Origin of the sequence: Streptomyces sp. NPDC006516, assembly GCF_040611875.1 — a bacterium.
Classification (GTDB): domain Bacteria; phylum Actinomycetota; class Actinomycetes; order Streptomycetales; family Streptomycetaceae; genus Streptomyces.
On the sequence record NZ_JBEXPD010000001.1, the window covers coordinates 739567 to 753541 of the forward strand.

Sequence of the window (13975 nt, forward strand, 5' to 3'; positions counted from 1 at the left end):
TTCCGGCCTGGCGCGGGCGGACACGAGGGCTGAGCCGGCCCTGCTGCCGGTCGGTATTCGGTCATTCTTTCTGCAAATGAGTGGTGACAGTCAGGCGAAGTAGGGGTTGATTGTGTCTACCTCATAGGGCAATGCGAGGCTACATCCGCACAAACCCGGGCCGAGGGGACAAGTGCGTGAAACGGGAGGGTCGGCACAGCGTGGCAGATGCGGAGCGCAGTGTGCGGGGGAACGTGGCGTCGGATTCGGGGGCGAGGGCCGCGGTGGCGAGGGCCGCCCTCTGGTTGCTCGTCGCCGTCCTGGCGGCGCGGCAGATGGCGGTGGTGCTGGGCAGGCCGGCCGGTGAGCGCCTCGCGGACCTGGAGACCTGGACCGGTGCGACCGGGGTCCTGCACATGGCGGGCTCCCTGTACGAACCCGGCCGGTTCACCGGCACGCCGTTCGCGGGGCTGGTGCTGAAACCGCTGACGGCCTCGGCCGAACAGGCCCTCGGTGTCGTGTGGACCTTCGGCACCCTTCTGCTGGTCGCGGCGCTCGGCTACGTCGCCGTACGCGCACTGCCCGCACCGGTGAGCCGGCGTACAGCGTTCCTGGCGGCCCCGTTCGCGATCGCCCTGCTGATGGTGTCGCTGCCCGTGCGCAACACCCTGTTCCTGGGACAGACCAGCGTCCTGCCGGTCCTGCTGGTGCTCCTCGCCTGGTTCGTGGCACGCGGTGAGCGGCTCCCGGGGGTACTGACCGGGATCGCCGCCGCCCTCCAGCCGGTCGTGCTGCTCTTCGCCGTTCTGTTCTGGCTCACCGGCAGGCGCCGGGCAGCCGCGACCGGGGGCGCGGCCTTCGCCGCCTGCACCGCGCTGGCCTGGGCGGCCATGCCGCGCGACTCGTGGGCGTACTGGGTGCACCACCTGGCCGGCGCGGGGCTCGGCGACCGGCCGGACAGCCTGGCCAACCAGTCGCTGCACGGCGCGCTGCTGCGGTTCGGGCTCCAGGGACCGCTGGAGATCGCGCTGTTCCTCGTCCTGGCGGCGGCAGTGGTCCTCGTCGCCCTGCGACGCGCGGTCCGCTACGCGCGTGACGGGCAGCCGCTCCTGGCCGTCGCCGTCACCGGCTGTGCGGCCGTCGCCGTCTCGCCCACCGCCTGGCAGCACCAGCTGCTCTGGGTGCTGCTCGCCGTCGTCGGCAAGGTCGGCACCCGGGCCTCCGACCGGCTGGTCTGGCCGGCGGTCGTGGTGCTGGTCCTCACGCTGCCCGGGAAGATGCTGCTGCCGAACGTCGGGCCGATCATCCCCGTACGCGACAACATCCTGCTCGTCACGGCGCTCGGCGCGGCCTGCGTGGCGCCCTTCCTGTCCCGGACCTCACCGCACTGGCAGCGGCCGGTCCCCACCGGCCATGCCCGGCCGGTGCCGTCCCGCTTCTCGTGGGTGCCGCTGCTGCCCTTCTGGCGGCGGGTGCTCAGCCGCCCCAACCTGCTGCTGGAACTCCTGCTCATCCGGGTCGTCTACTCCGCCTACGCGAAGGTCAGGCTGGCGGCGACCGCGGGGCGTTCCGCGGCCGAGGAGCACGGCAGGCAGATCCACTCGGCGGAGCAGTGGCTGCACATCGACATCGAGCACTGGGCGAACCACACGGTCGTCGGCATCCCCTGGCTGCGGGACTTCTTCGACTACTACTACTCGACGTTCCACTTCATCGTGCCGCTCGCGATCCTCGGCGTGCTGTACGTACGCAGACCCTCGGACTACCGCTGGGCCCGCACCACCATCGGGTTCGCCACCGTCCTCGCCCTGCTCGGCTTCTGGCTCTACCCGCTGGCGCCCCCGCGTCTCATGCCGGGGCTCGGCTTCATCGACACGGTCCACGGTGTGCAGGACCTGGACAGCCCTGACTTCGGGGCGCTGACGGCGGTGACCAACCAGTACGCGGCGATGCCGTCGCTGCACTTCGGGTGGTCGCTGTGGTGCGGTGTGGTGATCGTGCTGCTCGCACCGAAGGTCTGGATGAAGGCACTCGGCCTGCTGCACCCGGTCTTCACGGTCTCCGCCATCGTCGCCACCGGCAACCACTGGGTGCTGGACGCGGTCGGCGGTGCGGCCGTGGTGGCTGCGGGCTTCGGGCTGACGTACGTCCTCGCCGGGCCTCGGCGGCTCGAGGCCGGCACAGGGGCGGGGTCCCGCACGGCTGCGGGGACCGGAACGGCCGAAGAGGCGGACGCCGACGCCGGGGGCGCCGCCGGGCCGCCCGTCGTGGCCGCGGAACCGGCGGGCAGCAAGGCGTAGGGCCTGGCGGCACGTACGGACCGAAGGGGTGCGGGGCGGCTCTCCCGAGCCGCCCCGCACCCCTTCGGCATGGATCGCCGCGTCCTCCGGCATCCGCCGGTGGCGGTTGTTACGCCACTCGAACGGCTCAGTGCCGAGCGCGGCGGCGTACCGCGCGATCAGGCGCTGACCGACACTCCGGCCTGCTTGGCCGTGCCCGGCTGCTCCCCGAGCAGCTCCGTGTCCACGTGCGCCGTCTCGCGGGCGGTGAGGGCGGCGACGACGGGCGGCACACAGAGCGCGGCGGCGAAGAGCGCGACACCGGCCCAGTTCTCCCCGTCGGGACCGGCGATCTGTGAGGCGAAGGCCACCGCGAAGCCGGCGATGGCGAAACCGGTCTGCGTGCCGATCGCCATGCCCGAGAGCCTGACGCGGGTGGGGAACATCTCGGCGTAGAAGGCGGGCCAGATGCCGTTCGCCGCGCTGTAGACGACGCCGAAGACCAGCACACCGAGGATCAGCACCAGCGGGAAGCTGCCGGTGGAGATCGCCCACAGGTACAGCGGCATCACCACGGCGCTGCCGACGGCACCCACCAGGAAGACCGGACGGCGCCCGATGCGGTCGGAGAGCCGGGCCCACAGCGGGATGGTGAACAGGGCGACGAGATTCGCCAGCGCGCCGACCCACAGCATGCCGGTGCGGCTCAGGCCCACCGCGTCGCTCGTCGCGTACGACAGCGCCCAGACGGTGAAGATCGTGCTGACCGTGGCGATCACGGCCGCGGCCACGACCCGCAGTACATCGGCCCAGTGGTCGCGCAGCAGCACGGCCAGCGGCAACTTCGCCACACCCTCGGTCTCCGCCTGCCTGGTGAAGACCGGCGTCTCCTCCAGCGTGCGCCGGATGACCCAGCCGGTGACCGCGACGGCGACGCTCAGCCAGAACGGGATGCGCCAGCCCCAGGACAGGAGCTGCTCCTCGGGGAGAGCGGCGACGGGGATGAAGGCGAGGGTCGCGATCAGCTGGCCTGCCTGTGTGCCGTTGATGGTGAAGCTGGTGAAGTAGCCGCGCCGGTGCTGCGGCGAGTGCTCCAGGCTCATGGAGTTGGCGCTGGCCTGTTCACCGGCCGCGGATATGCCCTGAAGGATGCGCAGGACGACGAGCAGGACGGGTGCGGCCCCGCCGATCTGGTCCCGGGTGGGCAGACAGCCGATGAGGAACGTCGACAGGCCCATCAGCATCAGCGTGAAGACCATGATCTTCTTGCGGCCGAGCCGGTCCCCGACGTGACCGAGGAAGAGCGCGCCGACCGGGCGGGCGGCGTACGCGACGCCGAAGGTGGCCAGCGACAGCAGGGTCGCGTTCGCCGGGTCGGACTCGTCGAAGAAGACCTTCGGGAAGATCAGCGCCGCCGCGCTGCCGTAGATGAAGAAGTCGTAGTACTCCAGCGCGCTGCCGATCCATGCGGCGAGCGCGGCCTTGCGGGGCTGGGCCTGGGGTGGGGACGGGGGGCCGGCGGCGGGGTCGTGAGCGGTCACGTCGGGCTCCTTCGGGGGACGTCCGTGCGGGGGAGGGGCGAGCGGACCCGCTAATTAACGCACCAGTTAGTTAGTTGCGGATGGCTACGGATGTTGCGAGCAGTTGTCGTCCCTGTCAAGGGTCCGCACGGAAACCGGTCCGCGGGCCCGTGCGGAATACGGGCCTTTCTCCCCGAAAGGCCCGAAGCCTCTGGTTCGGCTCGTGCCGGGCCGCGTGCCTGGTCCCGCCCCCTGGTCCGGCCCGGTCCGAACGAAGACCCCTAGTGCCGCTCGGCCGTGAGGTACGCGATGATCATGTCGCCCAGCATGGTCCGGTAGTGCTCGCGCCGGCCGGTCTCCACCAGATCGCGGCCGAAGAGGGCGCCGAAGGTGTGTCTGTTGGCGATGCGGAAGAAGCAGAACGAGCTGATCATCGCGTGCAGGTCCACGGCGTCGACGTCCGCCGTGAACAGCCCCGACGCGCGCCCGGTGTCGAGGATGCGCCGCAGCACGTCGATCGCCGGTGAGCCGATCCGGCTCAACTCGGCCGAGGCGGCGATGTGTTCCGCCTCGTGTATGTTCTCGATGCCCACCAGGCGGATGAAGTCCGGGTGCTCCTCGTGGTGGTCGAAGGTCAGCTCGGCCAGCCGGCGGACCGCGGCCACGGGGTCCAGGTGCTCGACGTCCAGGAGCTGTTCGGCCTCCCTGATCCGGGTGTACGCCCGCTCCAGCACCGCCGTGAACAGCTGTTCCTTGCCGCCGAAGTAGTAATAGATCATCCGCTTCGTGGTGGCGGTGCTGGCGGCGATCTCGTCGACCCGCGCGCCCGCGTAACCGAGGCGGGCGAACTCCCGTGTCGCGACGGTCAGGATCTCGGCCTTGGTGCGCGCCGCGTCGCGGGTGCGCACAGCGGGCTGTGCGGGTCCTTCGGTGCTGGTCATCCGGATCCTTCGCGGGAGTCGGTGCGTGCACGCGATTGTAGAGCGGCGCCGTCGGCGGCCGATTCCGTCCAGGGTCTTCCCAGCGCGCCCGTCTTTCGGTATGACTAACTAACCAGTCCGTACATTAGAGGTGTCCCGGCCGGACCCTCGGCCCGCGCATCCATGGGAAGTGACCGATGCCGAACCCTCCAGCCCCGCTCCCGGGCGTCCCCGTCCTCGTGCTGAACGGACCCAATCTCGATCTGCTCGGCCTGCGCGAGCCCGCGGTCTACGGCAAGGACACCCTCGCCGACCTCGACGAGCTCTGCCGGTCCACCGCGCAGGCCCACGGACTGCGCGCCGACTGCCGGCAGAGCAACCACGAGGGGGTGCTCATCGACGCCGTCCACGAGGCCCGCACCGCGCACCGGGGCATCGTGATCAACCCCGCCGGGTACAGCCACACCTCGGTCGCCCTGCGGGACGCGCTCGCCGCCGTGGAGCTGCCCGTCGTGGAGGTGCACCTGTCGAACATCCACCGGCGCGAGGCATTCCGCCACCACAGCTATGTCTCGTCCGTCGCCGAGACCGTCATCTGTGGTGCGGGCGCCCACGGTTACGCCCTGGCGCTCACCCATCTCGCCCGTCTGCTGGAGGGAAACCGTTGAGCCCGCACTCGTATCTCGTCGGCCTCATCGGCACAGGCATCGGCCCCTCGCTCACCCCCGCGCTCCACGAACGCGAGGCGGACCGGCAGGGGCTGCGCTACCTCTACCGTCTCCTCGACATCGGCGCGCTCGGCATCGCGCCCGAGCGCACCGGCGAACTCGTGCGCTCCGCGCGGGACATGGGCTACGACGGGCTCAACGTCACCCACCCCTGCAAGCAGCAGGTCCTCGCCCACCTCGACGCACTCTCGCCGCAGGCCGAAGCCCTCGGCGCGGTCAACACCGTCGTCTTCGACGGGGACCGGGCGATCGGTCACAACACCGACACCACCGGCTTCGCCGCGTCCTTCGCCCGGGGGCTGCCCGACGCACCACTGGACCGGGTCGTGCAACTCGGCGCGGGCGGGGCCGGGGCCGCCGTGGCCCACGCCCTCCTCGCGCTGGGCGCCGGCCGGCTCACCGTGCTCGACGCCCGGCCCGAGCGGGCGGCGGCGCTCGTGGCCTCCCTCGACCACCACTTCGGCCCGGGCCGTGCCGCCGCCGCCGACCTCCTGGACATCGCGGACCGGCTCGCCGACGCCGACGGTCTGGTCAACGCCACGCCCATCGGTATGGCCGCCCACCCGGGACTGCCGCTACCCGCCGACCTGCTGCACCCCGCGCTGTGGGTCGCCGAGATCGTCTACCGGCCGCTGGAGACCGCGCTCGTGCGTACCGCCCGAGCCCTCGGCTGCCCCACCCTCGACGGCGCGGGCATGGCCGCCTACCAGGCCGCCGACGCCTTCCGGCTCTTCACCGGCCGCGAACCCGACACCGCGCGCATGCTCGCGGACATCGCCGATCTCACGTCCGCGCGCTGAAGCCCAGCCCCGCAGGAGGACCGACTTGCGTACGTCCATCGCCACCGTCTCGCTCAGCGGAACGCTCACCGAGAAGCTCACCGCGGCAGCGCGCGCGGGCTTCGACGGCGTCGAGATCTTCGAGAACGACCTGATCGGGAGCCCGCTCACCCCGGAGGAGATCAGGGACCAGGCGGCCGACCTCGGCCTGACGATCGATCTGTACCAGCCTATGCGCGACATCGAGGCGGTCCCCGCGGACGAGTTCGCCCGCAATCTGCGGCGCGCCGCACACAAGTTCCGTCTCATGCGACGGCTCGGCGCCGACACCGTCCTGGTCTGCTCCAGCGTGTCGCCGTACGCGGCCGACGACGACGACCTCGCCGCAGGGCAGTTGCGGCAGCTCGCCGACCTCGCCGAGGAGTACGGGATCCGGGTCGCCTACGAGGCGCTCGCGTGGGGCCGCCACGTCAGCACGTACGAACACGCCTGGCGCATCGTCGAGGCCGCGGACCATCCCGCTCTCGGGGTCTGCCTGGACAGCTTCCACATCCTGGCCCGGGGGTCCGACGTGACGGGGATCGAGGCCATCCCCGGCGAGAAGATCTTCTTCCTTCAGCTCGCCGACGCCCCGCAGATGGCCCTGGACGTCCTCCAGTGGAGCCGCCACCACCGCTGTTTCCCCGGCCAGGGCGACCTCGACGTCGCCGGGCTGGTCCGGGCCGCCGTCCGCGCCGGATACGAAGGGCCCCTCTCCCTGGAGGTGTTCAACGACGTCTTCCGCCAGGCGGACGCCGCCCGGACCGCCGTGGACGCCCGCCGGTCGCTTACGCTGCTCCAGGAGTCGGCCGGGCTGGCCGCGCCCCCGGAGCCGGTCGTGCCCACGGGCTTCGCCTTCGTCGAGATCGCCACGGCCGACACGGCCAGGATCACCCCCCTGCTGACCGCGCTCGGCTTCTCGCGTACGGCCAGGCACGCCGGGAAGCCGGTGGACCTCTGGGAGCAGGGTGAGGCCCGCATCCTGGTCAACACCGACACCGGCAGCCACCGGCCGGAGCCCTCGCTGACGGCGGTGGGCCTGGAGAGCCCGGACCCGGCCAGGGCCTCCGCGCGCGCGGAGACGCTGCTCGCCCCGGTCCTGCCCAGGCGCCGGGCGCCCCAGGACGCCCCGCTGGACGCGGTGGCCGCGCCCGACGGAACGGAGTTCTTCTTCTGCGCCACCGACCGCTCCGGGCGGACCGGCTGGACCGGCGACTTCGCACCCGCGCCGCACACCCCGGACGGTGTCGGGATCACTCGCGTCGACCATGTCGCGCTGACCCAGCCCTGGCACCACTTCGACGAGGCGACCCTCTTCCACCGCGGCGTGCTCGGTCTGCGTCCGCACGCGAGCGTCGACCTGGCCGACCCGTACGGTCTGCTGCGCAGCCGGGCCGCCAGCAACGAGGAGGGCACCGTGCGCATCGCGCTCGGCGTGGGGGCGTCCCCCACGGACGACCCCGCCCGCGGGGGGCGGCCCCAGCACGTGGCGCTCCTCACCGAGGACCTCGTGGCCACCGTCCGCCGGGCCCGCGCGGCGGGAGCCCGGCTGCTGCCCGTACCCGCCAACTACTACGACGACCTCGCCGCGCACCACACGTTCGCCCCCGGAGAGCTGGAGACCTACCGGGAACTCGGCATCCTCTACGACCGGGACGAGAAGGGGGAGTTCAGGCACTGCTACACCGTGACGACCGGCCGGCTCTTCTTCGAACTCGTCGAGCGCGTCGGCGGGTACGACGGATACGGGGCCCGGAACGCCGCCGTCAGGCTCGCCGCCCAGCACGCGCTGGCCGAATGACCGGTCGGCATCGTCCGCCGGGCCGCCGGTAGCCCCGGGCGGCCCGGCGGACGATCCGCACCGGCCGGATCCGCGAGAGCCCCGGGCGGCCCGGCGGTCAGGCCCTCACACCTTCGGGGCCTCGAAGGCCGCCCTGGCGTCGAAGGCCGCGCGGCGTGTGGCGCGGCGCAGCGCCCGCAGCAGGGTGGGACCGACGGAGAGGGTCAGGGCCACGGTCAGGGCGGCCCGGCCCAGATCCCAGCCGAGCGAGGTGGCGGCGCAGTAGGCGAGGAAGCGGACCAGGTTCTCGTGCAGCGCGTCGCCCGCCACGAAGGAGATGCCGGGAGCGAGATCCCGCAGGATCGTCCAGCCGTACAGATTCATCACCGTGCCGTAGGCGAACGCCGCCACGAAGCCGTACACCGCCAGCATCAGCAGCTCACCCCTGCCGCGCAGGCGGTCCGGTCCGGGCAGCAGGCCCGCGCCCATGGTGAACCAGCCCATCGACAGCATCTGGAACGGCATCCACGGCCCGACCCCGCCCGTCAGCAGCGCCGAGGCGAACATCGTGACCGAGCCGAGCACGAATCCGAAGCCGGGTCCCAGCACCCGGCCGCTCAGCACCATCAGGAAGAACATGGGCTCCAGGCCCGCGGTCCCCGCGCCCAGCGGGCGCAACGCCGCGCCGACCGCCGCGAGGACCCCCAGCATCGCCACGGCCTTGGCGTCCAGGCCGGAGTCCGCGATCGTCGCGAGGACGACGCCGACGAGCAGCACGAGCAGGACGGCGAACAGCCACGGTGCGTCCTCGGCGTGGGCGAGGCCGGAGTCCGGCCCCGCCAGCAGCGGCCAGCCGAAGCCGACCAGCCCGACCACGCTGATCAGGACGAGCGCGGCCACGGCACGGGGGCCGAGCCGGACCGGACGGGCGGCACTCGTCATGCGGGGGTCTCCAGAGCGGTGCGTACCTGCGCCACGGTCAGCCACTGCCCCGGCGCCAGGATCTTCGCGGTCTGCGGGGCGAAGGCGGGGGAGGAGACCACGACCTGCCGGGTCGGGCCGTCGGCGACGACCTCCCCGTCCGCGAGGATCACCACCCGGTGCGCCAGTTCCGCCGCCAGCTCGACGTCGTGCGTGGCCAGGACGATGGCACGCCCCTCACCGGCCAGCCGCCGCAGGACGCCGACGAGCCGGGCCTTCGCCGCGTAGTCCAGGCCACGCGTCGGCTCGTCCAGCAGCAGGAGCGGCGGCCGGGCGGTGAGCACCAGGGCCAGCGCCAGCGCGAGCCGCTGCCCCTCGGACAGGTCACGCGGGTGGGCGTCGTCCGGCACCCCGGGCAGCAGCTCCGACACCAGCGCCCGGCACGAGCCCCCGGGCGCGCCCGCGTCGGAGTCCGCCGCCGCGCACTCGGCGGCGACCGAGTCCGCGTACAGCAGATCGCGCGGCTCCTGGGGTACGAGTCCGACGCGGCGCACCATGTCGCGGGGAGGCGTACGGGAGGGGCGCAGTCCGCCGACGAGGACGGAGCCCGTGGACGGCTCGGTCATCCCGACGAGGGTGGTCAGCAGGGTCGACTTGCCCGCGCCGTTGCGGCCCATCAGGGCCACGGTCTCGCCCGGCGCGACGGACAGAGTCACCCCGCGCAGCGCCTCGATGCGTCCGTGCCGCACCCCCAGCCCCTGGACACAGGCGACCGGGGCGCCCGGGTCGAGGGGCGCGGACGGCCCGGCCGGGGCCGTGCGCTCCGGACGGCCCCTGCCGAGCAGGCGGTCCAGGAAGCCGGGCCGGGCGGCGGGCGGCGCGGGCAGCGGGGCTTCCGGGCCGCCCGCCGGGGTTCCGTGCGGCGGCTGCCCGGGCGCCGGCGGCTCCACATCCGCCAGCTGTTCCCGCAGGCCCGCCGCCCTGCGGCGGGCATCGCGCACCGAGAGCGGCAGCGGGTCCCAGCCCACCAGCCGGCCCAGGGCCACCACGGGCGGCCGGACCGGCGAGAGGGCCATGACGTCGGCGGGCGCGCCCAGCACCGGCGGGGCTCCGGGCGCGGGCAGCAGGAGGACCTGGTCCGCGTACTGCACCACGCGTTCCAGCCGGTGTTCGGCCATCAGGACCGTCGTCCCCAGGTCGTGCACCAGCCGCTGGAGCACAGCGAGGACGTCCTCGGCCGCCGCGGGATCGAGCGCGGAGGTCGGCTCGTCGAGGACCAGGACCCTCGGGTGCGGGGTGAGGACCGAGCCGATCGCGACGCGCTGCCGCTGGCCACCGGAGAGCGTGGCGATCGGACGGTCGCGCAGCTCCGCGAGCCCCAGCAGGTCGAGGGTCTCCTCCACCCGGCGCCGCATGACGTCGGGCGCGAGGCCGAGCGACTCCATGCCGTAGGCGAGCTCGTCCTCGACGGTGTCCGTCACGAAGTGGGCCAGCGGGTCCTGTCCCACCGTGCCGACCAGATCGGCGAGTTCACGGGGCTTGTGGGTGCGGGTGTCCCGGCCGCCGACCGTGACCCGGCCGGTGAGGACCCCGCCGGTGAAGTGCGGTACGAGACCGGACACGGCACCCAGCAGGGTCGACTTCCCGACGCCGGACGGGCCCACGACGAGGACCAACTCGCCCTCGGGCACCGTGATATCGACCCCGGACAGCGTGGGGCGCGCGAGGCCCTCGTAGCGCACCGAGACCTGTTCGAACCGGATCATGCGCGCTCCTTGGATTGCGAGGGGGACGGGGACAGCGGTGCCACGGCGGCGGGCAGCAGCCCGATCAGCACGGCCACCGCCGGCCACAGCGGCAGTACGGGAGCCGTGAGCGGTACGACACCGGGGCTCAGGGCCTCCGGATCGGCGGCCCCCGCCCAGATCATCGCCGCCGCGACGGCCACACCCGATGCCGCGACGAGCCAGGCCCGCACCCCCCAGCGGTCCGGCCGGTAGCGGGTACGGACCGAGCGGCGCCCGCCGAGCCTGAGCCCCGCCACCGCCGCGAGCAGCCCGGCCAGCAGCAGCGGCAGCCCGAACACGGCGCCCTGCGCGGCCAGCAGCCCGTAGGTCCCCGCGCACACGCCCAGCAGCCCGCCGAGGGTGAGGAGATGGGTGGTGCGGCGTACAGCCGGCGGAACCTGCGCCGTACGCCCGTACCCGCGTGCGTCCATGGACGCCGCCACCGCCACCGAACGCTCGAGAGCGCCTTCGAGCACCGGCAGCCCGATCTGGAGCACCGCGCCGATCCCGCCGGTGGGACGGCCGCGCAGCCGGCGGGCCGTCCTCAGCCGTGCCACGTCGGCGACCATGTTCGGTGCGAACGTCATCGCCACGACCACGGCCACCCCCACCTCGTACAGGGCGCCGGGCAGCGACTTCAGCAGCCGGGCCGGGTTGGCCAGCGAGTTCGCCGCGCCGATACAGATCAGCAGGGCGGCCAGCTTCGCCCCCTGGTACAGCGCGAACACCAGCTGCTCGGCGGTGACCCGGCCGCCGAGCCGGATCCCCTGCGCCCAGTCGGGCAACGGCAGTTCGGGCAGCGCGAACAGGGTGTGCGTGCCGGGGACGGACGAGCCGAGGAGTATGGAGAACACCAGCCGCACCGCCACGACGAACAGCCCCAGCCGGACGAACGCCCCGTACGAACGGGCCCACGGCGCGTCCGTGCGGCGTGCCGCGACCACATAGCCCGCCACTCCCACCAGCAGCCCGAGCAGCAGGGGGTTGGACGTACGGGAGGCCGCGGTGGCCAGGCCCAGCGCCCATACCCACCAGGCCCCGGCCGGCAGCGCGTTGGCGCGGGTGGCCGCCGGGGCGCTCAGGGCATGGCGGAGCAGGGACGGGCCGGCGGAGCGGGTCATCGGCGGCGGCGGGCCCTCAGCACCGCGGCGACACCCAGGACGAGCACCGCGCCGACGCCGGTCAGCACACCGGCCGAGGGGCCACCGCCCTGTCCGTCGTGGGCGCCCCTGTCCTGGTCCTCGCTCCCGGCATCGTCCTGCGACTGCTCCGGGGCGGCGGCGGACGAGCCGTCCGTCTGCTCGCCGCATCCCGCACGCGGATAGCCCGAGATCGCGCAGAGCATCGCGGAGTCGTCGTAGCGCAGCGGCTTCGCCACCGAGGCGAGCGCCTCGGCCGTGCTCGCGTCCGGAGCCACCTGGGCACAGGCCGTGCGCAGCGCCGGAGGCTTCTCGCCCTCCGGAGCGTCCGCGGCCGTGCCCGGGTCGACGACCAGCGCGATCCTCTTACGGCCGTCCCTCGCCGGGGTGTCCGCGCAGACGGCCCCGAAGTCCGGTGCGCGGCGCGGCTGGGCGGAGTCCTGCGAGTCCTCGCTCACCGAGAACCGGAAACCCTGCACGGCGCCGTCGTCCGGCCTGACCACGGAGGGCCCTTGGGTGGCGTACGTCCAGCTCTTCCCGCCGTCGCCCTCCCAGAACGACCAGTAGCGGTAACCGGCCGCCTGCGCGCTCCCCGCGCCGAGCACGGCCAGGACGGCGCCGGCGAGGAGCAGCAGCGCCGCCGTGCCCGACGCGCGCCTCACAGCTGCTGGTTCTTCCGGCGTCCGCTCAGCAGGAAACCGATGCCCGCTCCGAAGGCGAGGCCGATGCCGATGATCCACCAGAGGCCGAGCCCGCCGTCGTCGCTGCTCGTGTCCGCCGGCTTCCCCGGCACGGAGGAGGTCGGCGAGGGCACGGCGGTGGCGGCGGGCGCGGGACCCGTCGCGTTCAGCTGCCTGACCAGGTCGGTGCCGCCGAAGTCACGGGCGTCGGCGCCGGTCGCGTGGGCGGCGAGGACCAGCTGCGCGGTCGCGGCGGGGCCACCCTTCTTCGCCCAGCCCTGCGCGTGCTTCTCCAGGTAGGCGACCGCACCGGCCGCCTTGTCCTTGTGTCCGGACGCCGCCAGGGCCACGACCGCGTCCGCGGTGTTGCCGAAGTCCGGCTGCGGGTCGGACTCCTCGGCGCCCGGCATCGGCGGCAGGTCCAGGTGCCCCGAGCCGGCCAGGGTCTTCGCCAGGTAGTAGGCGCCGTTCTGCGCGGACTGCTCGGCGGTGAGATCGTCGCCCGTGTGGCAGACCGGGGCCTTCACCGCGTTGGAGTTCCCCGCGGCCATGCCCTTGCCCATCGCACCGATCACAGCGGCAGCGGTGGCGTCCGCGTTGGCGGTGAGCTTGCCGTCCTTGTCCGGCTGGTAGGCGAACGCCCCGGCGCCCGCACCGTCCCCGCAGGGGAGCGCGAAGCTCCGCAGCGCGGTGTACGGGGTCTTGCCGCCCTCGGTGGTGACATCGGCCACGGGCACCCCGGCGCGGCCCAGCGCGCCGGCCACGACGGCGGTGGAGTTGGCGTCGCTCGGGCTGCCGGGGTTGTAGCCCCATCCGCCGTCCGCGTTCTGCACCGACTTCAGCCAGCTGACCCCGTTGTCCACGACCTCGCGGTGCACGGCCAGCTCGACCATGGCCTGGACCGCCGCCGCCGTGGCGTTGGTGTCGGCCACCGTCTTCGCGTCACAGGGCCGGGAAGCGTCCCGGTAGGAGGCGAAGGCCCCGCTCGCGCACTGCTGGCCCACGAGCCAGTCCACCGCCTTCGTGGCGGGGGTGACCAGCTCGATCTTCTGCGCGAGGAAGGCCAGCGACTGCCGCCACACCCCGTCGTACGTCGGGTCCCCGGTGCCGTACAGCCCGGCCGGCAGAGCCTTCGCCGAGGGGGACGGGGTCGGACTCGGCGCGGCGAACGCCGCCGGGGCGGCCGTTCCACAGAGCACGGCGGTGATCGCGAGCGCTGCCGCGCGGCGGCGTACGGACATGACGGGCTGGGCCTCTCGAATGGGGTTTCCCCGGCTCGAGCGGAGCCGAGCGCGCGGGGAAGGGTCGGCGCCGGATTCGCACCGGCTTCCCCCTGTACGGGCATGATGACGACCCGCCCACTCTACCGGGGGGCCCGCGAACCCCTCCGGGCGGAGTGCCGCCATCCCGTGGTGAAAGGGCCT

The 13975-nt window shown here is 73.4% G+C and carries 11 protein-coding genes; 4 read left to right on the top strand and 7 right to left on the bottom strand.

Annotated elements, in window-relative coordinates; genetic code table 11:
• Window positions 1-200 precede the first annotated feature (200 nt).
• On the top strand, window positions 201-2279 hold the full coding sequence (locus tag ABZY45_RS03250) for a bifunctional glycosyltransferase 87/phosphatase PAP2 family protein (protein WP_356735547.1): 2079 nt from the start codon (window positions 201-203) through the stop codon (window positions 2277-2279).
• A gap of 158 nt (window positions 2280-2437) precedes the next feature.
• Here the strand turns inward: ABZY45_RS03250 and ABZY45_RS03255 are convergent, their stop codons facing one another.
• Together ABZY45_RS03255 and ABZY45_RS03260 are read right to left on the bottom strand one after the other, a co-directional pair.
• Window positions 2438-3799 (bottom strand): MFS transporter, encoded by a 1362-nt coding sequence (locus ABZY45_RS03255; RefSeq protein ID WP_356735549.1) that lies wholly within the window; start codon window positions 3797-3799, stop codon window positions 2438-2440.
• A gap of 260 nt (window positions 3800-4059) precedes the next feature.
• Complete coding sequence (locus tag ABZY45_RS03260) at window positions 4060-4719, bottom strand: TetR family transcriptional regulator (protein WP_356735551.1); 660 nt, start codon at window positions 4717-4719, stop codon at window positions 4060-4062.
• A 176-nt stretch (window positions 4720-4895) separates the two neighbouring features.
• Between ABZY45_RS03260 and aroQ the strand changes: the two genes are divergently transcribed.
• Genes aroQ through ABZY45_RS03275 form a run of 3 tightly spaced genes read left to right on the top strand, consistent with a single transcriptional unit; the run spans window position 4896 to window position 8045 of the window.
• Window positions 4896-5366 (top strand): type II 3-dehydroquinate dehydratase, encoded by a 471-nt coding sequence (gene aroQ / locus ABZY45_RS03265; RefSeq protein WP_356735553.1) that lies wholly within the window; start codon window positions 4896-4898, stop codon window positions 5364-5366.
• Entirely contained in the window at window positions 5363-6226 is an 864-nt protein-coding gene (locus ABZY45_RS03270; RefSeq protein ID WP_356735555.1) for a shikimate dehydrogenase, read from the top strand. The genes aroQ and ABZY45_RS03270 overlap by 4 nt, the downstream gene beginning before the upstream one ends.
• Before the next feature lie 25 nt (window positions 6227-6251).
• Window positions 6252-8045: a TIM barrel protein gene (locus ABZY45_RS03275; protein WP_356735557.1), complete on the top strand. Its 1794-nt coding sequence runs from the start codon at window positions 6252-6254 to the stop codon at window positions 8043-8045.
• Window positions 8046-8150: 105 nt separating this feature from the next.
• Here the strand turns inward: ABZY45_RS03275 and ABZY45_RS03280 are convergent, their stop codons facing one another.
• Genes ABZY45_RS03280 through ABZY45_RS03300 form a run of 5 tightly spaced genes read right to left on the bottom strand, consistent with a single transcriptional unit; the run spans window position 8151 to window position 13792 of the window.
• On the bottom strand, window positions 8151-8966 hold the full coding sequence (locus ABZY45_RS03280; protein WP_356735559.1) for an ECF transporter S component: 816 nt from the start codon (window positions 8964-8966) through the stop codon (window positions 8151-8153).
• Window positions 8963-10711 (bottom strand): ATP-binding cassette domain-containing protein, encoded by a 1749-nt coding sequence (locus ABZY45_RS03285; RefSeq protein ID WP_356735561.1) that lies wholly within the window; start codon window positions 10709-10711, stop codon window positions 8963-8965. Before ABZY45_RS03285 ends, ABZY45_RS03280 begins: the two co-directional genes overlap by 4 nt.
• Window positions 10708-11853 (bottom strand): energy-coupling factor transporter transmembrane protein EcfT, encoded by a 1146-nt coding sequence (locus tag ABZY45_RS03290; RefSeq protein ID WP_356735563.1) that lies wholly within the window; start codon window positions 11851-11853, stop codon window positions 10708-10710. Before ABZY45_RS03290 ends, ABZY45_RS03285 begins: the two co-directional genes overlap by 4 nt.
• Entirely contained in the window at window positions 11850-12533 is a 684-nt protein-coding gene (locus ABZY45_RS03295; RefSeq protein ID WP_356735565.1) for an SCO2322 family protein, read from the bottom strand. Before ABZY45_RS03295 ends, ABZY45_RS03290 begins: the two co-directional genes overlap by 4 nt.
• The gene (locus tag ABZY45_RS03300) at window positions 12530-13792 is read right to left on the bottom strand and encodes a prenyltransferase/squalene oxidase repeat-containing protein (RefSeq protein WP_356735567.1); all 1263 of its coding nucleotides are present in this window, start codon (window positions 13790-13792) and stop codon (window positions 12530-12532) included. The genes ABZY45_RS03295 and ABZY45_RS03300 overlap by 4 nt, the downstream gene beginning before the upstream one ends.
• Window positions 13793-13975 lie beyond the last annotated feature (183 nt).